Annotated in this window: 12 protein-coding genes; 6 read left to right on the forward strand and 6 right to left on the reverse strand. The window is 34.1% G+C overall.

Translation table 11 applies throughout. The features are described from left to right. Positions 1–3: 3 nt before the first annotated feature. The 5 genes from I130_RS09110 to I130_RS09130 all read left to right on the forward strand — a co-directional run bounded on the left by I130_RS09110 (position 4) and on the right by I130_RS09130 (position 11246). Positions 4–3360 carry a VCBS repeat-containing protein gene (locus I130_RS09110; protein ID WP_034921945.1) on the forward strand — a complete coding sequence of 1119 codons (3357 nt, stop codon included), beginning with the start codon at positions 4–6 and terminating at the stop codon, positions 3358–3360. Beyond that, positions 3344–6622: a VCBS repeat-containing protein gene (locus I130_RS09115; protein ID WP_232224047.1), complete on the forward strand. Its 3279-nt coding sequence runs from the start codon at positions 3344–3346 to the stop codon at positions 6620–6622. Before I130_RS09110 ends, I130_RS09115 begins: the two co-directional genes overlap by 17 nt. Before the next feature lies 1 nt (position 6623). Then, positions 6624–7970 carry a vanadium-dependent haloperoxidase gene (locus I130_RS09120; protein WP_034921949.1) on the forward strand — a complete coding sequence of 449 codons (1347 nt, stop codon included), beginning with the start codon at positions 6624–6626 and terminating at the stop codon, positions 7968–7970. Between the two features lie 4 nt (positions 7971–7974). Continuing rightward, positions 7975–8898 carry a GyrI-like domain-containing protein gene (locus I130_RS09125; protein WP_034921952.1) on the forward strand — a complete coding sequence of 308 codons (924 nt, stop codon included), beginning with the start codon at positions 7975–7977 and terminating at the stop codon, positions 8896–8898. Between the two features lie 224 nt (positions 8899–9122). Further along, positions 9123–11246 carry a Tex family protein gene (locus I130_RS09130; protein ID WP_051119670.1) on the forward strand — a complete coding sequence of 708 codons (2124 nt, stop codon included), beginning with the start codon at positions 9123–9125 and terminating at the stop codon, positions 11244–11246. Positions 11247–11298: 52 nt separating this feature from the next. On the opposite strand, the gene I130_RS09135 is transcribed toward I130_RS09130, so the two are convergent. The 4 genes from I130_RS09135 to I130_RS09150 all read right to left on the reverse strand — a co-directional run bounded on the left by I130_RS09135 (position 11299) and on the right by I130_RS09150 (position 17671). Further along, positions 11299–13314, reverse strand: coding sequence for an alpha/beta hydrolase family protein (locus I130_RS09135; protein ID WP_034921954.1), 2016 nt, complete (start codon positions 13312–13314; stop codon positions 11299–11301). Between the two features lie 201 nt (positions 13315–13515). Then, positions 13516–14874 carry a M28 family metallopeptidase gene (locus I130_RS09140; RefSeq protein ID WP_034921956.1) on the reverse strand — a complete coding sequence of 453 codons (1359 nt, stop codon included), beginning with the start codon at positions 14872–14874 and terminating at the stop codon, positions 13516–13518. 135 nt (positions 14875–15009) lie between these two features. After that, positions 15010–15297, reverse strand: a complete 288-nt coding sequence (locus I130_RS09145; RefSeq protein ID WP_034921959.1) for a YtxH domain-containing protein — start codon at positions 15295–15297, stop codon at positions 15010–15012. Between the two features lie 160 nt (positions 15298–15457). After that, positions 15458–17671, reverse strand: a complete 2214-nt coding sequence (locus tag I130_RS09150) for a bifunctional alpha,alpha-trehalose-phosphate synthase (UDP-forming)/trehalose-phosphatase (RefSeq protein WP_034921961.1) — start codon at positions 17669–17671, stop codon at positions 15458–15460. A 94-nt stretch (positions 17672–17765) separates the two neighbouring features. Here I130_RS09150 and I130_RS09155 point away from each other — a divergent pair, with 94 nt between their 5' ends. Next, positions 17766–19559 carry a glycoside hydrolase family 15 protein gene (locus I130_RS09155; protein ID WP_034921963.1) on the forward strand — a complete coding sequence of 598 codons (1794 nt, stop codon included), beginning with the start codon at positions 17766–17768 and terminating at the stop codon, positions 19557–19559. Here I130_RS09155 and I130_RS09160 read toward each other — a convergent pair. After that, positions 19556–20557: a mechanosensitive ion channel family protein gene (locus I130_RS09160; RefSeq protein WP_232224048.1), complete on the reverse strand. Its 1002-nt coding sequence runs from the start codon at positions 20555–20557 to the stop codon at positions 19556–19558. The two genes, I130_RS09155 and I130_RS09160, sit on opposite strands and share 4 nt — an antisense overlap. A gap of 190 nt (positions 20558–20747) precedes the next feature. Beyond that, positions 20748–21806 carry a zinc metalloprotease gene (locus I130_RS09165; RefSeq protein ID WP_034921966.1) on the reverse strand — a complete coding sequence of 353 codons (1059 nt, stop codon included), beginning with the start codon at positions 21804–21806 and terminating at the stop codon, positions 20748–20750. Between the last annotated feature and the right edge of the window lie 57 nt (positions 21807–21863).

The raw sequence follows: 21863 nt of genomic DNA on the forward strand, positions 1-21863 counted from the left end.
AAAATGAAAGCCCTATCATATTTGTCAATTTTCAGTATAATTATTTTTTCTACACTTCTCTCCTGTAATACTAAAGAGGAAAAAGGAGAAAAATCTGAGGTGAATAAAAACACCCTCTTTTCTTTAATGCCATCTGAAGAGACCGGAATAGCTTTTATAAATGAAGTAAAGAACAGTCCCGATTTTAATATTTTTAAGTATCGCAATTTTTACAATGGAGGAGGAGTTGCAATTGGTGATATCAATAATGATGGTTTGCCCGATATTTACTTTACGGCCAATATGAAACCCAATAAACTTTATTTAAATAAGGGCGATTTTCAATTTGAAGATATTTCAGAAACTGCGGGTGTTGTTGGAAATAAGCCGTGGTCTACTGGTGTAAATATGGTAGATATTAATAATGACGGTTTGCTTGATATTTACGTGAGCAACGCAGGTAACATGGAGGGCGACAATCATAATAACGAACTATATATTAACAACGGGGATCTTACTTTTACTGAAAAAGCTAAAGAGTATAACCTTGCCGAAACAGGTTTTAGCACTCATGCCACTTTTTTTGATTATGATAAAGATGGCGATCTGGATGTTTATATCTTGAATAACAGTAATATACCTGTGAGTAGTCTTGGATTTGCAGAACAACGTGAAGTAAGAGCTCAAGACTGGAAAGGTGTTCCAAAAATATTTCGAGGAGTAGGAGATATGTTATTGCGAAATGATGATGGTAAATTTGTAGATGTTAGTGAAGAAGCAAATATTTATGGGAGTTTAATTGGGTTTGGACTTGGCGTGGTGGTGAGTGATTTTAATAATGACTTGTATCCAGATATTTATGTTTCCAATGATTTTTACGAAAGAGATTATCTCTATATTAATAATCAAGATGGAACTTTTAACGAAGAAATTGAAAACTGGACCTCACATTTAAGTCTATCTGCGATGGGAGTGGATATCGCAGATATTAATAATGATGGTTTTGCAGATATATTCGTCACCGATATGTTACCTGATTCAGATGAGAGAGTAAAATCTGTAATGGAATTTGAAAGTTATAATGTTTTTAAACTCAAACAAAGTAAAGATTTCTTTCAACAGTATATACATAATACGCTTCAGCTAAATAATAAAAACAATACTTTTTCTGAAATAGCTCATTTCAGTGGAGTTCAAAGTACAGATTGGAGTTGGGCAGGTTTAATTTTCGATATGGATAACGATGGCAATCGTGATATTTATGTTACCAACGGAATTAATCATGATCTTACTGATCTTGATTTTGTAGATTTTTTTGCTAATGAGATTATTCAGAAAATGGCACTCACAGGAAAAAAAGAGGCAATAGATTCTATCATAAATAAAATGCCCGTTACACGGCTTCCCAATTATGCGTTTCAGAATATGGGAGACCTCAATTTTGAAAATTCGGCAGGAAGATGGGGTTTAGGAATTCCTAGTTTATCCAATGGTAGTGCTTATGGAGATCTGGATAACGACGGGGATCTAGATCTTGTGGTGAATAATGTAAATATGGAATCCTTTATTTACAAAAACAATACTGATAAATTAAAAGACAGAAATTTTTTGCGAATCCAGTTAAAAGGTGCTCCTAAGAATAGTTTTGGGATTGGGAGTATCATCAGGCTATACCATAATGATAAGATTATTATGCAGGAGCAAAACCCGTCGAGAGGTTTCCAATCGTCTATGGATTATACAATGAATATTGGTCTTGGAAATATTAAAGAAATAGATTCTCTAAGGATAATATGGCCAGATAATTCTACACAATTGCTCGAAAGTCTTAAAACTAGTACTACCCTAATTTTAAAACAGAGTGAAGCTCTGGAAAAATATATTCCGGAACCTATTAAAAAACAGGCTCAGTTATTCACTGAATTATCAAACAAAACCTTTGAAACTCATAGAGAGAACTCCTACACAGATTTTGATTATGAAGGAATGATCTATAAAAAATTGTCTCAGGAAGGACCATCTCTTACTATTGCAGATATTAATGGTGATGGAAATGAGGATGTATTTATTGGAGGAGCAAAAGGACAACCGGGAATTATCTATATAAACAAGGGAAATGGAAAATTAGAGAGATCTGCGCAACCGGCTCTGGATACAGACTTTCTATTTGAAGATACTGCCGCTGCTTTTTTTGATTTTGACAATGACGGCGATCAAGATCTTATGGTTGGCTCTGGTGGTAATGAAATTGGTGAAGAGAGTAATTATAGACCCCGACTATATATTAATGATGGAAAAGGAAGAATGTCACCTTATAAGGGGGTTATACCGGCTGTGAACCAAAATGTTGCAGTAATTGCTCCTTATGATTTTGATCAGGACGGTGATATGGACGTCTTTATAGGTTCTCGAAGTGTAGTGCTAAATTATGGTATAGATCCGCAGCATTTATTTTTGGAAAACACAGGAGATGGTAATTTTTCAAATGCGACGGAAAGAATTCTTTATGATGTTAAATATGCGGGCATGATCACCGATGCTATTTGGGAAGATATAGACGGGGATGGAAAAAAAGACCTCATAACGGTTTCAGATTGGGGTGCACCTATGATTTTTAAAAATTCAGGAAGAAGACTTTCATTTTTCAAAAGTAATTTAACCGAGTATACAGGCTGGTGGAATACCATAAAAGCTGCCGATATAGATAATGATGGCGACCAAGACCTTATAATAGGGAATAAAGGTTCCAATATTCCCTATAAGCCATCTATGGAACAACCTGTAAAAATGTGGATCAACGATTTTGACGGCAATGGGAGTATAGAGCAAATTGTGACGCAGCATAAAAACGGGAAAGATTACCCTGTACACATGAAAAGGGAGATGGTCTCGCAACTGGTTTTTCTGAAAAAAGAAAATTTAAAAGCATCAAATTATGCCAAAAAATCTATAAATGAACTAATGCCGAAAGCCAAACTGGAAAATGTAATTGTGAAAGAGGTTGCAATTTCAGAAACAGTTATTGCTATTAATAACGGCAAAGGGAATTTTGAAATTAAAAAAATGCCCAGTCGCGTCCAGTTTTCTAATGTAAATAGTATTTCTTGTATAGATGTGAATAAGGATGGTAATTTAGACTTACTAATGGCTGGGAATAATTACGAATTCAAACCCCAGTTTTCAAGGCAGGATGTTAGCTATGGAGATGTATTACTTGGGGACGGTAAAATGAACTTTGATTTGCAAGAGTATGCCAAAAGCGGATTTACTATTAAAGGGGAAGTAAAACACTTAGGACGTTTTAAAGATAAAAATGGAAAACAATATATAATAGTGGCTATGAATGATGAAAAACCTAAAATTTTTGAAATCAATAATTAGAAATGCATTATTCTTCCTGGCCTTCATCGCTATTCTCTTTGGATGCGCGAAAAAGGAGGAAAAGTTTTTTTCAATCCTGCAGTCAGAAACTACGGGGATAGATTTCATAAATAAACTTACCGAAAACCGGGATCAAAATATTCTCGATTATCTTTATTTTTATAACGGAGGGGGAGTAAGCTTAGGTGATATAAATAATGACGGTTTACCTGATATATATTTTACCGGAAACCAAGTGAAAAATCGCCTTTATCTCAATAAAGGAAATTTGAAATTTGAGGATATTACAGAAAAGGCCGGAGTACAAGGCAATAGCACTTGGAATACAGGAACCACAATGGCAGATGTTAACGGAGATGGTCTTCTTGATATTTATATTTGTGCAGTTGTAGGAGTAAATGGGTTTGTTGGTTATAATGAACTTTATATCAATAACGGAGATCTAACATTCTCGGAAAAAGCTAAAGAATACGGGCTTGATCTTGAAAATTACTCCTCTCAGGCAGCTTTCTTTGATGCCGATAATGATGGCGATCTAGATATGTACCTTCTAAATCATGCTATTCATACAAATAAGTCTTTTGGGCCCGCCATAATTAGAAACAACAGAGTTTACGAGAGTGGTGATAAATTATTTCTGAATGAAAACGGAAAATTCATAGATGTAAGCGAAAAAGCTGGTATTTATGGAGGAGCAAATAGTTATGGACTTGGAATAAGCACCGCCGATTTTAATAACGATGGATTCACAGATATTTACATTGGAAATGATTTTCATGAAGACGATTATTATTACCTGAATAATCGAGATGGTACTTTTACTGAAAGCCTAAAAACTAAATTTGGGCACGTGTCTAAGTTTTCAATGGGAAGTGATGCGGCCGATATTAATAATGATGGATTTATAGATCTAATTACGCTGGATATGTTGCCAGAAGATGAGAAAATCCTCAAAGTCTCAGCAGGTGAAGACGATGTAAATCTTCATAATCTAAAAATAGATAGACTGGGGTATCATCCTCAATATAGCCGGAATATGCTGCAATTGAATATGAATGGGGATTATTTTGCTGAAACTGCACTTATGAGCGGAGTTGCTGCGACCGATTGGAGCTGGGGCGCCCTTTTTACAGATCTCGATCAGGATGGGCAACAGGATCTTTTTATTACCAATGGGATCCCAAAACGCCCGAATGATCTAGATTATATTAAGTACACTTCTAATGAACAAATAAAGCAACAACTGGATCAAACAACTTTGGTAGATACCGAAGCGCTTGAAAAAATGCCTACAGGAGCGGTTACCAATTATGTTTTTAAAGGAAATTCCAACGGTACATTTGAAGATATGTCGAATATCTGGATTGCAGATGATTCCGTGATCTCTACAGGTGTAGCGTACGCCGATCTGGATAATGATGGGGATATAGATATTGTAACAAATAATATTAATAATCCACCGAGCTTCTATATAAATAAAGAAGCAACTGGTAATTTTCTTAAAATAAAATTAAATGCGGGGAATGCTAACACTTTTGGAATAGGCAGTAAAGCAATACTTTATACCAATAAAGGAAAACAATATCGCCAATTATATACTACGAAAGCATATCAGTCCTCTTCAGAGCCAATCATACATTTTGGAATTCCTAAAAATGCCCGTATAGATTCACTTAGTATAATTTGGCCAGACCAGACATTAGAAACATTAACTTCAGTGAATCCAAATAGCATTCTGGAAATAAAATGGAATGCAACTAATAAAAAAGCCGATCTAAGGGAATTGTTTCACAAAAGGAATAAAAAATGGTTTTCTCTAGCCGAAACTGATTTCGGACTTACTTATAACCATGAGGAAAATCTTTTTGAAGATTTTGATCTTCAAAAATTGATACCTCATAAGATCTCAGATATCGGACCTTCTGTAAAAGTAGCAGATCTCAACAAGGATGGCTTAGATGATGTGCTATTTGGTGCATCTAGATACAAACCTTCTATGGTGTTTTTTCAAAATGATAAAGGTTTTAGCATTGAAAAATTTAAAGATATTTCCAATGATTCCATTTACGAGGATACCGATATTGAAATTGCCGATTTTAATAATGATGGAAAACAAGATGTTTTAATTATTTCTGGAGGTGGAGAATCTGTAGGAAAAGATAAATGGTTATTAGACCGACTTTATTTAAATGAACTTGCAGGTTTTAAAAAAGATAGCCTTTTCCCGAAAATATATGCAAATTCTTCAGTTATAAAGTCGGCAGATTATGATAGGGACGGAGATCTTGATATCTTTATTGGTTCCAATGCAGTCAACTACAAATATGGAGAAATTCCAAAGGCTTATTTACTCACAAATGAGAATGGAAAATTCTTAGTGAGTAATCAAACTGGAATTTTTGAGAATTTGGGAATGATAAATGACGCAATTTGGGAAGATTTCGATAAAGATGGAGATCTAGATCTTATTGTAATTGGCGAATGGATGGCTCCAAAGTTTTTGGAGAATAAGAAGGGAGTGTTTATAGATGTGACCGGGAGCCTAATTTCTCAAAAACTAAATGGATTATGGCAGAAAATTTTACCCTTCGATATAGATAAAGATGGGGATACAGATTATCTTCTTGGGAATTGGGGATTAAACACAAAATTTAAAGCTTCTGTAGAAAATCCTCTTTTGATGTATTTTAAAGATTTTGATAATAATGGCTTACCTGAAACATTATTGGCGTCTGAAAAAAACGGAAATTATTATTTTATAAACGGCTTAGATGAGCTTGCTTCTCAATTACCCAAACTCATAAGAAAAAGGTTTGCCAACTATAAAGATTTTGCGGGTAAAACTATTGAAGAGATTTTTATTAATAAAGAATTAGAGACTGCTTCCAAAATGGAAGTGCATACTTTGGCTTCAGGATATCTTGAAAATAAGAATGGAAAATTTGTTTTTAGGGAGTTCGATATGCAGTTACAGGTGGCACCGTTAAAGGCCATGCTCAGGTATGATTTTAACAAGGATGGTAATGAAGAAGTTTTGATAGGTGGGAATTATTTTGGGATTACTCCTTATCAAGGAAAGTTTGATGCATTTGGTGGGGCCCTTCTAACAAACTCCGGTAAAATTCTGAATTCCAGTGAAATTGGTTTAAATTTATCGCAAAAATCGGTTAGAGATTTTTCTATAATCCAAATACAGCAGCAAGCTTATTTATTGATTACAATAAACAATGCAAAAACTGAACTATATAACATAATTGATTGATATGAAGAGTTTCATTTTACTTATTTTATCTTCTATACTTCTCTCATCCTGTAAAGACAAGCCTCAAAATATTGAAGTGACTTCAGAAGATTTCCATGCGGCTAATGATCATCTAACCAAGGTAATGGTGCATGACATATTTTCTCCACCCGTAGCAAGCCGGGTTTACACTTACTCAAATATCGCCGCTTACGAAGTAATTGCGCAGTATGATACAAATTATAATAGCCTGGCTGGTCAATTAACAAATCTTGGTCCGGCTCCTATTTCTACATCAAAACAAATAAATCCTGAAATAGCTGCCTTGGTTGCATTTTATGAAATTGGTAAAAACCTTGTTTTTTCAGAAGAAAGGCTTATAATTAATAGGGATAGTATTTTTAATATTTGGAAATCCAAAGACGAACAAACTTTCAAAGCTTCTGAAGCTTATGGATTGCAGGTAGCTTACCATATTAAAGAATGGATGTCTAAGGATAACTATTCTGAAACTCGCACAATGCCTAAATTTTCTGTACATACAGATGAAGAGAGTCGATGGCAGCCAACCCCGCCATCTTATATGGACGGTATAGAACCGCACTGGAGCAAAATACGCCCATTCGCTATTAATGCAGCCAACCAATTTAAACCGGTGCCACCACCAGAGTTTTCTATGGAGCCGGGAAGTCGTTTCCATACCGAATTGATGGAAGTTTATAATATTCGTGATGAAATTTCAAAAGATGAAGAGAATAGTGACAAGATGGCTATAGCTAAATTTTGGGACTGCAATCCCTATGTTTCTATCTCAAGAGGACATCTTATGTTCGCAACAAAAAAAATCACTCCCGGAGGACACTGGATGGGAATCGCTAAAATAGCCTGTCAAAAATCTAAGGCCGATTTTAATAAATCTGTTTATGCATATACCAAGGTATCTGTGGCTCTTGCTGATGGTTTTATTAGTTGTTGGGACGAAAAATACAGAAGTAATTTAGTTCGACCAGAAACTATTATCAATAAATATATTGATGATAGTTGGACTTCAGTATTACAAACTCCGCCATTTCCTGAATATACTAGTGGACATTCGGTAGTTTCGGGTGCAGCGGCTATTATTCTTACTAATATTTTTGGAGAAGATTTTAGTTTTGACGATGATACTGAAATGGAATACGGCCTTCCAGTAAGAAGTTTTAAATCATTTAAGGATGCTTCATTAGAGGCAGCAAACAGCCGATTATATGGAGGAATTCATTATAGGGCTGCTATAGAAGTTGGTTTAGATCAAGGCCAGGCAGTTGGAAATTTTATTATAAATAAGTTAGAAATGACCAATTCCAAAGATAAATTTGCGGCTAAATAGCTCTATGAAAAAAATTATTTTAGTATCCCTTACGTTAGTGCTTTTGGGATTGATATGGTACTTATTTATAAAAAAGTACGATTATCAATTTACAATGGAAGCGAAATATGGTCCCGGTTCTGTGTATCACGAAATATTAGAGTGGAAACGTTTTAATCCTGAATCTGCCAAAGATAATATTGAGTTTATTCAAGGTGAACCTTTCAGAAATCTTACACAAAAAGTAAATTCTATTACAGATTCCCCTGTAGATTTCTATTGGGAATTTAATAAAAGCAATGACAGTATTACAGAGGTCGTTTTAAATATTAGAACGGAAGAAAATTCTCTTGGGAATCGTCTAGACATTATTAATCCTTTTTCGAAAAGTATATATATAGATAGTTTAAAACAAAATTTGCTAGCTTTTAGACAGAGATTGAAAAATAATCAAGAGGCCTATCGTATCCAAATCTCCGATAGTATAGTTATTTCACCCGCTTTAGACTGTATTTGTCATATTTCTGAAAACATTCCGGTAAAAACAAAGGCCATAGAAATGGTACAGACCATTGATATTTTGGAAGATTACATTCAGAGTCGTGATCTCAAATTAACAGGAAATCCGTTCGTAAAGATTATTAAATGGAATAGAGAAGAAGATATTATAGATTTTGAGTTTTGTTTCCCTGTGAATCTTGTGCAAGATATAAGGCCTACGACCAATGTGAAATTTAGGCAAATTCCATCCTCTACTGCATTAAAAGCTGTATTTAATGGTAACTATAGGTTATCTCATAAAGCTTGGTTTGATCTTCTTTATACAGCTAAGGAAAAGGGTTTAAAAACTAATGGTTTGCCTCTGGAGGTTTTCTTTAATAATCCTAACGTAGAAAGTACTCCTTCACCTACTTGGAAAGCTGTAATCTATTTACCAATAGTGAAATAGAATTATACTTGGCTATACTTTTTTCTTGATTCAGAAATTTTTAACACCAATTTTCATATTTAATTCTCATATCATAAAATGCTAACGGGATAATTGTACTAAATAGTAGCGATCTTATTTTTATATCTGCACTTAATATGAAATTATGAATTAGTGTTTTGGACTTTTAGAGATGCTATAATTGTACTTTTGTTTTGTATAAAAATCCATTTAAAACCATTCCGTTGAAGTTATTAGATTTTATTAAGTTAGAAGTAAATTTTCCTGAAAAAGCTATTTTCAATACAGTGGCATTATTAGAAGATGATGCTACGATTCCATTTATTGCCAGATATAGAAAAGAATTAACAGGAAATCTGGATGAAGTGGAAATTGAAAAGATTTCAAATTTAAGAAAAGCTTTTCTAGAATTGGAAAAAAGAAAATTGACTGTCATTAAAGCTATTGAAGGTCTACAAACAATGAGTGATGCACTCTTGTTAAAGATCCATCAAGCCAATTCTTTAGTGATTTTGGAAGATCTTTATCTCCCTTTTAAAAAGAAGCGCAAAACAAAAGCGGAAGCTGCCAAAGAAGCGGGCTTAGAATCACTTGCTAAAATAATTATGTCTCAAAATGGAGCCGATATCGTTTTGGTTTCAAAAAAATATATTTCTAAAGATATCTCTTCTGTAAACGAAGCTATAGAAGGAGCAAAAAATATTATAGCTGAATGGATAAGTGAAAATCCTTATGTACGTAAAAGACTTAGAAAATTATTTCAAAATTCGTCAGAAATTGCTTCACGAATAGTCAAAGCTCAAAAAGAGAATCCTTCAGCTCAAAAATACAATCAGTATTTTGATTGGAATGAGCCTTTACAAAAAATTCCTTCTCATAGATTTCTAGCAATATTAAGAGCGGAAAATGAAGGTTTTTTAAAAATAAAAATAAACGTAGATCAAGAAGAAGCATTACATTCTATCTCTAATGTTCTTCATTTTAAGAATACTTCAGCAACAAAATATATAAATGAGGCAATCGAAGATTCTTACAAGAGACTTCTAAAACCTTCTTTTACAAATGAAGTGATATCTGAAGCCAAGAATAGGGCAGATGAGGATGCAATTCAGGTTTTTGCAGATAATTTAGAGCAACTATTATTAGCTCCACCCCTTGGTAATAAAAGAATTTTAGCTTTGGATCCAGGTTTTAAATCGGGTTGTAAGTTGGTATGTTTAGACGAGAATGGGATGTTGCTTCATAATGAAACTATTTATCCCCATCCACCGCAAAAAGAAATGACCATGGCAATTAAAAAAGTGAAGTCTTTGGTTAACGCCTATAATATTGAAGCTATTTCAATTGGTAATGGTACAGCATCTAGGGAAACAGAACAGTTTATTAAGAAAGTTCCTCTAAATAAAGAGGTAGAAGTATATGTGGTTAATGAAGCTGGGGCCTCCATTTATTCAGCATCTAAAATTGCCAGGGATGAATTTCCGAATTATGATATCACAGTGAGAGGTGCAGTATCTATTGGAAGAAGATTAATTGATCCTTTGGCAGAATTGGTTAAAATAGATGCGAAATCTATTGGAGTAGGGCAGTACCAACATGATGTAGATCAAACCAAATTGAAAGAAAAACTGGATGCGGTTGTAATGACTTGTGTAAACCGAATTGGGATAAATGTAAACTCGGCAAGTAAAGAATTACTTTCTTATATATCTGGAATAGGACCTGTACTTGCAGAAAACATTATTAACTATAGATCAGAAAAAGGGAGTATTAATAGTAGGAAAGAGCTATTAAAAGTTCCTAGATTAGGAGCTAAAGCTTACGAGCAGTCTGCCGGTTTTTTGAGAATTAAAAATGCAGAGAATCCACTAGATGATTCTGCGGTTCATCCTGAACGTTATGGCCTGGTTAACAAAATTGCCAAAGATGCGAAAATAGCATTACATCAGATAATTGGAAACAAGGAGATACTTCATAAAATTCAGTTAGAGAATTACGTGAAAGAAGACCTCGGACTTCCAACCTTGAATGATATTATTAAAGAACTTGAAAAACCCGGAGTAGATCCTAGAAGTAAGATTAAAGTTTTTCAATTCGATGAGAATGTAAATACAATTAAAGATTTAAGAACTGGGATGAAACTACCTGGAATCGTGAATAATATCACCAATTTTGGATGTTTTGTAGACATTGGAGTTAAAGAAAGTGGACTCATTCATATTTCTAAGTTGGCAAATGAATATATAAGCGATGTGAATTCTGTTGTGAAATTAGGACAGCATTTAATGGTAACGGTTTTAGAAATTGATCTGGATCTAAAACGAATTCAACTTTCGCTAATAGGATAAAAAAGCTGCGAATAGAAATTCTATTCGCAGCTTAATAAAATAATTCTAGTTATTATTTATCCTTATAATTGTCGAACCAAGATAAGATAGCTGCAACCTTAGCTATAAGGTTACTTGGTCTATTTGCTATTCCGTGTCCAGATCCAGGAATTCTAACCATTGCGGTTTCTACTCCTTCTAATTTTAAAGCAGAATAAAATTGCTCAGATTCAGCAATTGGAGTTCTGTAATCTTCTTCTCCAGTTAGTAACATTGTTGGAGTTGTAATATTTGCTACATAGTTTAAAGGAGATCTTTTGAAATAACTTTCCGGATCTTCCCAAGGCTTTTTACCAAACCAATATTTAGCAAAGAATCCAGGGTTATCTGCATATAACACAAAACTCGTCCAGTTTATCACTGGTTTTGCCACTACCGCTGCCTTAAATCTGTCTGTTTTACCTACTATCCATGCGGTTAAAACACCACCTCCGCTTCCTCCAGTAACAAATAAATTTTCTTTGTCTACATACTCTTTTTCAAGCACTGCATCTACTCCAGACATTAGATCATGATAATCGTTATTTGGGTAATCATGATGTATTAAATTTCCAAATTCTTCTCCATAGCCTGTACTTCCTCTAGGGTTCGTGTATAGAACAACATATCCTGCGGCCGCCATAAGTTGAATTTCTGCTGAAAACACATTTCCATAACTGGCAAAAGGTCCACCATGAATCTCTAGAATCAACGGGTATTTTTTGCTTGGATCAAAATCGGGCGGAGTTACGATCCATCCTTGGATATCTCTTTGATCTACAGAGGATTTCCACCAGATCCCTTCTACTTTTCCTAGTTTCTTAAAGGAAAGCAAGTCACTATTAACATCTGTTAGCACTCGATCATTTCCTCTATTCCCAACTCCTAGATCAGATAACATTGCATATTTACCAGAGGTGAAAGCGTAATTTCCATTATCTGCAACGCTATAAGATGCAGAATTATAAGGTCTTCCCAAGGAGAGCCCACCCATATTAGATGTTATGTCTTTTACTTTACCGCTTGTGGATAGATACCCTAGTTTTGTACTGCCTTTATCGTTATATTGAAAATAAAGTCCATCTCCATTTTTATCCCATGAAATATCACTAATATCTCTATCAAATTCTTCTGATAGGTTTTTAACATCACTACCATCTGTATTCATGATATATAACTGACTTAATTGATACCCTTGTAATCTATCATCGAATCCTAAATAGGCTATTCTCTTGCCATCGGGAGAGATTATTGGGTCGCTATCCGGACCCTGTCTATTAGTTAAGGCTGTTATCTTTCCATCTGCAACATTCAATCTATGAATTTCTGAGTTCATTGGGTCTAATTCATGATCTTCTCCAAAGTTGGCTGAAAAATATAAGCTTTTACCATCTTTACCCCAAATTGGAGTTCCATGATCAAAAGGATTAAACGTAAGTTGCCTTGGAGTATGTTCATCTATTGAGACAATAAAAAGTTGGTTATTTCCACTTTTTAAATATCCCGCTCCATCTGCACGATAATTCATATCTGTGATATACTTAGGAGCTTCGTTCCACTTTGCACCCTCCGGTTTCTTTGGCATTTTAATAGGAGAAACATTTTCTTTTATAACAAATTTTGAAAAGGCAATATTTTTGCTATCCGGAGACCAAGAAACCGCACCTGGTAAATCGTTGGAATTAGAAAGTACTTGTGGTTGTTTGGAATCTATCCACATTAAATATAATCGCATTTCCCCATCCATATTCGATTTGAAAAGTAATTTTTCCCCATCAGGAGACCAACGAGGATAATTATCTGAAGTATTTCCAGTGGTTAAAGGTCTATTTTGAGAACCATCGAAATTTACTATCCAAAGATTGGATAGATTCTTATCGGTCATTACATCCTTAAAGTTTCGCACATACACTACTTGTTTTCCATCTGGAGATATTTGCGGGTCGGATATATATTCCAAATTAAAAATGTCTAATAATTCCAGCTTATCAGATTGTTGTGCAACGATAAATTGGCAGAATAGGAATAAAAACAATGTGATTTTTTTCATAAATCGAATTTTTAAATTGAATTCAATATAAATGGTTGATCTGTACTTCTGTAAAGTGTCATAAATTGATAAAGTACGTCATTCTGAACTTGTTTCAGAATCTTAAAACACTAATATCAGAATTATAAATTTAGACCCTAAAATAAATTGAGGGTGACGAAAGATATATATGACTAACAATGGATATACAAAATGGTTGATTTATCTAAAAGTTGAAGATGGAAAAGAAACCAAACTTTCATGTCCGTTTTTTCCAACTGCGACTACACCAAAAAAGTAATTATCTATTACGATTCCCTCCAATATAAATTCAGACACATTTCCAACAAATCTAGAGTGTTGCCAAACAGGGGAGGTGGTATCTCTCCAATAAATTTTATACCCAGCAATTTCTCCGGAAACCTTTTCCCAACGTAATTTGGTAGATGGCTCAACTATTCCACCAATAGCAACTTTAATAGGAGCAGGTGGAGCCCAAGCCAAACTAGCTAAATTGATTGCATTTACAGCGGTAAGTTTTGCGGCATAATTAAAATTCAAGCCTTCTATTACATCCCCGTATTCAATTCCGTTCTCGGTTCTAATATCTTGATGTTGTCTATTATAATTTTCATGAGCTTCCATAATTCTAATCCCTGCAAACCCTAAATCATTAAAAGATCTATGGTGACCACCACGACCAAATCTGTCTAAACGGTAGATCATCATTGGGTTCATTTCCGGCATATAAGTTTCTACTGTTTTGTGAATATATCTTGCTAATTGTCTTGATATCCCATCTACTTCACCACCATAATATCTACGAGCATTACGCTCTTGCTCAGTCTCTGTGGGAGGTACAGGTTCAGAGAAAATTCTAAAACTTCTATTATCAATCACTCCATCCACGCCTTCAATGTTACCAATCATATCATTATTCAAGATTCCAATGATCTCCCAATTCTTGTCTTTAGCATATTGAGCAAGCCCTTTTCCTCCAAATAATCCTTGTTCTTCTCCAGACAGCCCAACATAGATAATACTATTTTCAAATTTAAATTTAGATAGGACTCTCGCAGCTTCCATGGTGCCAGCCATTCCGCTTGCGTTGTCATTAGCTCCTGGCGCATCGGTTTCAAAGTCCATAGTATCACTAGCGCGAGAATCTATATCTCCACTCATTATGATATATCTATTTGGATATTTAGTTCCTTTTTGGATTGCTACAACATTTACAACCCAAGCCTCTTTTGGTACACGATTTCCATCTTCTGGCGTTACCAAATCTTTTTGATAGAATACATTTAAACAGTTATTACAATCTTTAGAGGTTTTATCAAATTCAGATTTAATCCAACGTCTTGCAGCTCCAATCCCTCTGGTGGTTGACACTGTATCGCTAAATGTATTTCTAGTTCCGAACCCGGCTAATTTCCTAATATCACTTTCAATTCTATCTGAAGAAACCGATTCAATTATATCATAGATTTTGGAATCTGTATCCTGTGCGTTTATATTATTGAAGGCAAGAAAAACGAATAAGCAACTAGTAATATTTAATAGGGAGGAATTAATTTTCATTATTATAAATTTATTTAATTAGTTTTCTAAAGTAATAAATGTTTTTTAGATGGATTTCGAAAGATAATCGGGAATTTGAAAAATAAAAAACCCTCGAAAGAATCCGAGGGTTTATATAAAATATTTAAGCTTAGTCTAGCTAGCTCTCATATCATGAATATCTGCTTTAGTTTCATGATATTTTTCTTCAACTTTAGAACCAGTTGTTGCTGCTTTAGATCTTTCTTTGATCGCTTCAACTTTTTGGTTTAAACTTTCTGAAAGATCGTTCATCTTTCCTTTAGCACCTTTAAAATAGCTATCTCCAGATTCAGTAATTGATTTACGAGTATCAGCTCCTTTTTTTGGTGCAAATAATAAACCTATTGCTGCTCCTATAGCTGCTCCTGATACTAATCCTGTAATTAACTTTCCTGCTTTCATAATTATGATTTTTTAAATATTGGTTGTATAAATTTGATATTGTAAAAGTACTTCTAATAAGAAACTTAGGGAATTTTCTTTAGTTAAGTTTGATATAATATTTGAGCAGAATTATTAAGGATTTTAACAGTTTTGATTCTTGCCTTGAACTATAGCGCCCTTATTCAGTTTCTAAAAATCCTTGCAGTAACTCTCTAACCTTTTTAGTATTATTTAAATAATACGTGGCACTGGTATTCTTTAAACCAACTTTTACAGTTACCGCAGAATCTGGCAATTCCTGAAATAAATATTCATCTGTCCAATCATCTCCTATGGCAAATATAAAGTCACTCTCTTTTCTTAATAGGAATTTTGTTGCGGCCTTTCCTTTATTAACTCCACTACTTTTTATTTCTAGAACTTTGTTTCCATCTAATACACTCAATCCGTGATTAGAGATAAGATCTTTTAATACTGAAGAAAGTTCATTAGCCCTTTTTTCACCTAGATCTGGATCTGATTTTCTGTAGTGCCAGGCAAGCGAATAGTTCTTTTCTTCAATAAAACTTCCCGGGGTTCTATCCACATAGGCCTCTATAACGGGACGAATAGATTCCATCCAATCATTTCTTACATTTTCATTTAGTCTCCATTCTTTATTTGGTTTTAACGCCCAAACTCCGTGTTCTGCAATTAGCTGTACATCCACTTCTCTCCACCAAGTACCCAGAGTTTCTTTATCTCTACCGCTAATAAGTACGACAGTGATATTATCCATAGCTGCTAATTGGCTAATTATGGAAATAATTTCTTCATCTGGTTTTGCATCTTCTGGCTGATCTACAAAATCTACCAAGGTTCCATCATAATCTAGAAACAAAACTCTGTTTTTAGATTTTTTAAAATCTGAATATATTGATTCTTGGATCTCTTTAGTGATATGAATAGCCTTATTGCTTTGTCTGTTTTCTTGTGTTTTAGTCAAGGATTTCATAAAGTCGTTTGCCCATTTTTCTACATCATAACGCTTTAAACGTTTCTGAAGGATTTTATTTCTCTTAATTTGTTCTTCTTCCGGCATTTTTATAGCCTGATTGATAGCATCGGCAATCTGTTCAAAATTATTTGGATTAATTAAGATCGCCTCATTCATTTCTTGAGCCGCTCCTGTCATTTCACTTAATATAAGCACTCCTGTTTGATCTTTCCTGCTTGCTATATATTCTTTTGCCACCAAGTTCATTCCGTCTCTTATAGGTGTTAACAATGCGATATCGCAAGAAGCGTAGAGATCTATTAAGTTATTAAAAGGCATCGATCTGTAGAAATACCAAATTGGGGTCCAGCTTACTGTCGCGAATTTCCCGTTTATCCTACCTACTAAAGCATCAATTTCTTTTTTTAATAATTGATACTGAGGCACTTCAGATCTGGAGGGAACTGCAAGCATCACCAATCTAATTTTTTCTATATACTGCGGATATTTCTCCAGGAAATATTCAAAAGCTCGTATTCTGTGAGCAATCCCTTTTGTATAATCCAACCTATCTATACTTAATATTAATTTTGCTCCAGGTGCTTCTTTTCTATGGTGATCTAATCTGCGTTGAAGATCAGATTGGTCCTCCATGGTATTTTCAAAATGGTTTTTGGCTGCCTGCTCAAACTTATTATAATCTATACCCATAGGGAAAGAATCTACTTTAACTAATCTATCTGGTAAGCTAACTTCATCAAAATTTACTTGATGCCTAAGGATACGGCTTACCGAACTTAAGAAATGTCTTTCGTAGTCGTAGGTATGAAAACCTATTAGATCTGCTCCTAATAAGCCATTTAGAATTTCTTCTCTCCATGGCATAGTTCTAAAAACTTCATAAGAAGGAAATGGAATATGATTAAAAAAACCAATGGTTGCATTAGGAGATTGTTCTCGAACCATATTTGGAACTAAAAGAAGTTGATAATCATGAATCCAGATTTTATCGCCTTCCTTATAATGTTCTAGAATAGCATCAGCATATTTTTGATTTACACTTTTATAAGTTTCCCAATGCCAAGTTTCCCATTCTGTAAATTCCATAAAGTAATGGAAAAGAGGCCAAATACTTCTATTACTAAATCCATAATAGAAGCCTTCTATTTCTTTTTCAGTAAAATTTACAGCAATACAGGCCTGGTCTTTTGCTTTCTGAGTTACTTCATTTCTTAATTCTTCAGGTAGCTCTTCCATAGTTAAGCCACTCCATCCAATCCAAACACTATCTCCATCTCTGTGAAAAGATTTTAAACCTGTAGCTAAACCTCCAACGCTAGGGGTAACGTCTAGTTTTCCTTTTTTTATAGAAATTTGTAATGGTAATCTATTGGAAATAATGATCGTTTTACTCATAATTTTCTTAAAATTGAGGGATAAAAATTTGATTTTCCTTAAATTTCCGAAAATGAATTGTTTTAACCTTCCTTTTTAAAGAATTTATTATTTTATGGAGAATTTAGATTATGGGATTATCGGAAATTGTAAAAGTGCAGCCCTAATTTCCAAAACAGGATCACTAGATTGGTGTTGCTTGCCAAATTTTGACTCTGCTGCAGTATTTGCTAAATTATTAGATAACAAAAAAGGCGGTAGTTTTGAACTTAGGGTAACTGAGGATTATAATATCTCTCAGGAATATTTATGGGGTACCAATATATTAAGTACAGTGTTTGATAATGGCACAGACGCCTTTCAATTAATAGATTTTATGCCTCGCTACCAACATCAGGATGGATCTTACTACTCTGCTCCAGATGTTATTCGTTTTCTTAGACATATTAAAGGGAAGCCATCATTTAAGGCTTTATATAATCCTCGATTAGATTTTGCAAGAGAGAAAACCTATAATGAAAATAAGGAGCACTATATAAAGAGTTATACAACCGAGGGGAAATTTGAGACCCTTTTTCTTTATTCCAGTTTCGATCTTGATGCTATTTTAGATCAAAAGGAAATTGAATTAACAGGAAATGGCTATTTCTTAATGGGGTATCATGAAAAACTGGTTGAACAGTCTTTGGACAGAACTTATCTTAAATACCAACGCACCAAGACCTATTGGATGAATTGGAGTGAGCATACTACAAAATACAAATATTACAACGAAGAGATATTAAGAAGCGCATTAGTACTTAAGGCTTTAACCTTCAAAAAGTCGGGGGCGGTTCTTGCAGCTGCTACTACTTCACTGCCCGAAACTATTGGTGAAGAACGTAACTGGGATTATAGATTTTGTTGGATTAGAGATGCCTCTATGGTTATTAAAGTAATGGCTGGATTAGGGCATGATAAATCTGCAAAAGATTTTCTTCAATTCATTCTTAATTTGATACCACATAAAGATGAAAAGATCCAGATTATGTATGGTATTAATGGAGAAAAGAATTTAACCGAGCATATACTGGATCATTTAGATGGATATCAAAATTCAAAACCTGTACGGACAGGAAATGCTGCATATATTCAAAAGCAGAATGATATTTACGGGATATTGATGGAAGTTATCTATCAGCAATTTGTTCAGTTTGAAACTAATTTAGAAAACAGTGAAGAATTGTGGACTGTAACTAGGGGAATTGTGAAAATTGTAGAATCTCACTGGAGAGAACCTGATAAAGGAATTTGGGAGCTTAGAACAGAGGAGAGGCATTTTGTGTTTTCTAAGTTGCTATGTTGGGTAGCAATAGACCGCGCAGTGAAAATAGGGGAGATCCTTAGGAAAGGAATAAATGATACTAAATGGGTCTCTTTAAGGGCTGAAATTTATGATGATATTTATAATAATGGATGGAATGAAGAGGTACAGGCATATACACAATCCTATGGTTCTAAAGATTTAGATGCTTCTACACTTTTAATGGAGAATTATGGATTTATAGATGCCAAAGATCCTAGATACATTAGTACAGTTAAAGCTACAGAGAGAGAACTTTCCCGAGATGGTTTGATGTATCGTTATAAGAATAAAGATGATTTTGGTTTGCCCACTTCCTCATTTACCATTTGTACTTTTTGGTTTATTAACAGCTTGTATAAAATTGGTGAGAAGGAAAAATCTAAAAAACTATTCGATCAGCTTTTATCCTATAGTAATCACCTAGGATTATTTAGCGAAGATATCGACTTTGAGACAAAACGATTGTTAGGGAATTTTCCGCAAGCATATTCTCATTTGGCATTAATAGAAGCAGCTACGAATTTTAGTAAAACTTATACTTCAGAAGAAGAGATTAAGTTTTAATCAGTTTTTAAACTTATCCTGGATTTCGGAAGACTTTCAGGATAATTTTCTTTAATAAAAACAAGTAGTTGTTCTCTAATATATACCCTAAGATCCCATGAAGTGGGAGAATCTTTTGAACTCATTAATGCTCTAATTTCAACAGATCTATCTGTAGCATTAGTTACTTGTAAAACATTAGTTTTTTTATCCCATAAAGTGGAATCTTCCAGTAGTCTTGTAAGTTCTTCTCTTAATCTCTCAAAAGGAACTTCATAATCTGTATAAATAAACACAGTTCCTAATATTTCTGAAGAGTTTCTAGTCCAGTTTTGAAAAGTGTTTTCAATAAAATAGGTAGAAGGAACTACAAGCCTTCTTTTATCCCAAATTCTAACCACCACATAAGTGAGAGTTATTTCTTCTATCCAACCCCACTCTCCCTCAACAATTACTACATCTTCTATTCGTATTGGTTGCGTGAGCGCTATTTGAATTCCAGCTAGTAAAGTTGCAATTGCCTTCTGTGCTGCCAAACCAATAATGATCCCTGCAATTCCCGCTGAGGTTAACAAACTAATACCTATAGATCTAATACTATCAAAACTCATTAAGGCGATGCCTACGCCTAGCACAATAATTATAAAGATTATTATATTTTCTAAGATCATGAACTGAGTATATACCTTACGGGCTTTTAAATTATCTGATGTAGATACATCATATTTCCTCAGCACACGAGCTTTAAATATCTTTAGAATAATAATTAGGAACCAAGCTGTGCTTAAGATGATTCCTATGCTGCTTAAATGGCCTACAATTGTATAAGTGTAATCAAACCTAAATAGCTTTACTATAATTGCTATTTGACAGAATAAGGATGCCATAAATATGAGTAATGGGATCCATATTTTATTTGCAAAATTTACAGGGAGTATATTTCTAGGATCTTTACCTATTTTTTTTATTGCGTAGTATGCTAGAAGAAAGCAAATAGTGACCGCAATTATGCCTACCATTAAATAGTTTATTAGTTCTTGATTTATTGAAACCATAATTATTCTTAATAATATCTTTTACAATACCGTTAAAAATAAGGTTTCTGGTTAAACTGTTATATGAAATTTCTGAAATATTAACCTATAAGGATTTCGTGAAAACAAAAAAGCCACCCGACTTGGGTGGCTTTTAAATATTATAAATTGAGAATTAAGGCGCCATTGCAGCTCTAGGTCCTGAACTAGCAAATACAGTTCTCAAACGAGATTTCTGACCTGTAGAGAACATCGTCATACAAGCATCATTTGTGTAATCCATATAGTTCATAGTCATATCTGTAGAACGACAGTTTACAGTTGGATATGAAGGACATCCGTAGTTTGGTCCATCTGAAGATGGAGTATCAGCTACAAAATCATCTTGTTGACATCTTCCATCACCCCAAATGTGACGTAAGTTTAAGTAGTGACCAACTTCATGAGTCATAGTTCTACCTTCATCAAAAGGAGCAGAAACATAACCAGTAGTACCAAAGTAATTAGGACCTACAACAACCCCATCAGTTTCAGGCGCACCTCCTGGGAATTGTGCATAACCTAAGATTCCACCACCAATATTACAAACCCATATATTAAGAGTTGTAGCTGGAGTTACTGGAGGATATTGTCCTTTTACAGCATCGTTAGTTCCCCATTGAGTAGTAGAGTTACTATAACGACGTACACCAGCAAGAGTAAATTGTACTTCAGTATCTGCTATTAAACCTGCAAATTCAGAAGGAGTACTCGAAGCATCAGAATTTTGAGCTCTAAAATCTGCATTTAAAACAGCAATTTGAGAATCAATTTGGGCTTGAGAAATATTTTCATTGCTATTGCTATAAACTACAGTAACAATAACTGGAATGGTTACAATTCCTAAATTATCTGATGGAGGAGGAGTAGTTCCACCACCATCACCACTTCCAGGTTTCCCTTTAGCAGTGTTTCCTTGTTTAGCAAGAATAGATCTTGTATTCTTTTCAATATCATACATTTTTCTATAAAGCTTATCATCTTCCTTTAACAGTCGATTTAAGTTTTTCATAGAGTAACAATTTTTCCCGTTTTGCGCTGCTTTACCATCCTCATCGTTAAAATCGGTGTGCACGTAGAAATCGCTCATATCTACACTTTCTTGAGCTAAATCATTAGCATTTTCTGGTTGATCCTTTTCACAGGAAGTGAATAGTAGGGCTATTGCAGCCATTCCCATAATTAGTTTTTTCATTTAATAAGTTTTAATGGTTATAATTCACAATATAGAATAATCTTTAAAAGATATTGC

This window comes from Gillisia sp. CAL575 (assembly GCF_000403785.1).
Lineage (GTDB): Bacteria > Bacteroidota > Bacteroidia > Flavobacteriales > Flavobacteriaceae > Gillisia.

Coding starts and splice junctions, on each gene's coding strand:
- I130_RS09135 (WP_034921954.1), bottom strand. CDS start 13,314: ATGAAAAAAATCACATTGTTTTTATTCCTATTCTGCCAATTTATCGTT.
- I130_RS09125 (WP_034921952.1), top strand. CDS start 7,975: ATGAAAAAAATTATTTTAGTATCCCTTACGTTAGTGCTTTTGGGATTG.
- I130_RS09150 (WP_034921961.1), bottom strand. CDS start 17,671: ATGAGTAAAACGATCATTATTTCCAATAGATTACCATTACAAATTTCT.
- I130_RS09110 (WP_034921945.1), top strand. CDS start 4: ATGAAAGCCCTATCATATTTGTCAATTTTCAGTATAATTATTTTTTCT.
- I130_RS09165 (WP_034921966.1), bottom strand. CDS start 21,806: ATGAAAAAACTAATTATGGGAATGGCTGCAATAGCCCTACTATTCACT.
- I130_RS09120 (WP_034921949.1), top strand. CDS start 6,624: ATGAAGAGTTTCATTTTACTTATTTTATCTTCTATACTTCTCTCATCC.
- I130_RS09160 (WP_232224048.1), bottom strand. CDS start 20,557: ATGGTAGGCATAATTGCGGTCACTATTTGCTTTCTTCTAGCATACTAC.
- I130_RS09140 (WP_034921956.1), bottom strand. CDS start 14,874: ATGAAAATTAATTCCTCCCTATTAAATATTACTAGTTGCTTATTCGTT.
- I130_RS09145 (WP_034921959.1), bottom strand. CDS start 15,297: ATGAAAGCAGGAAAGTTAATTACAGGATTAGTATCAGGAGCAGCTATA.
- I130_RS09155 (WP_034921963.1), top strand. CDS start 17,766: ATGGAGAATTTAGATTATGGGATTATCGGAAATTGTAAAAGTGCAGCC.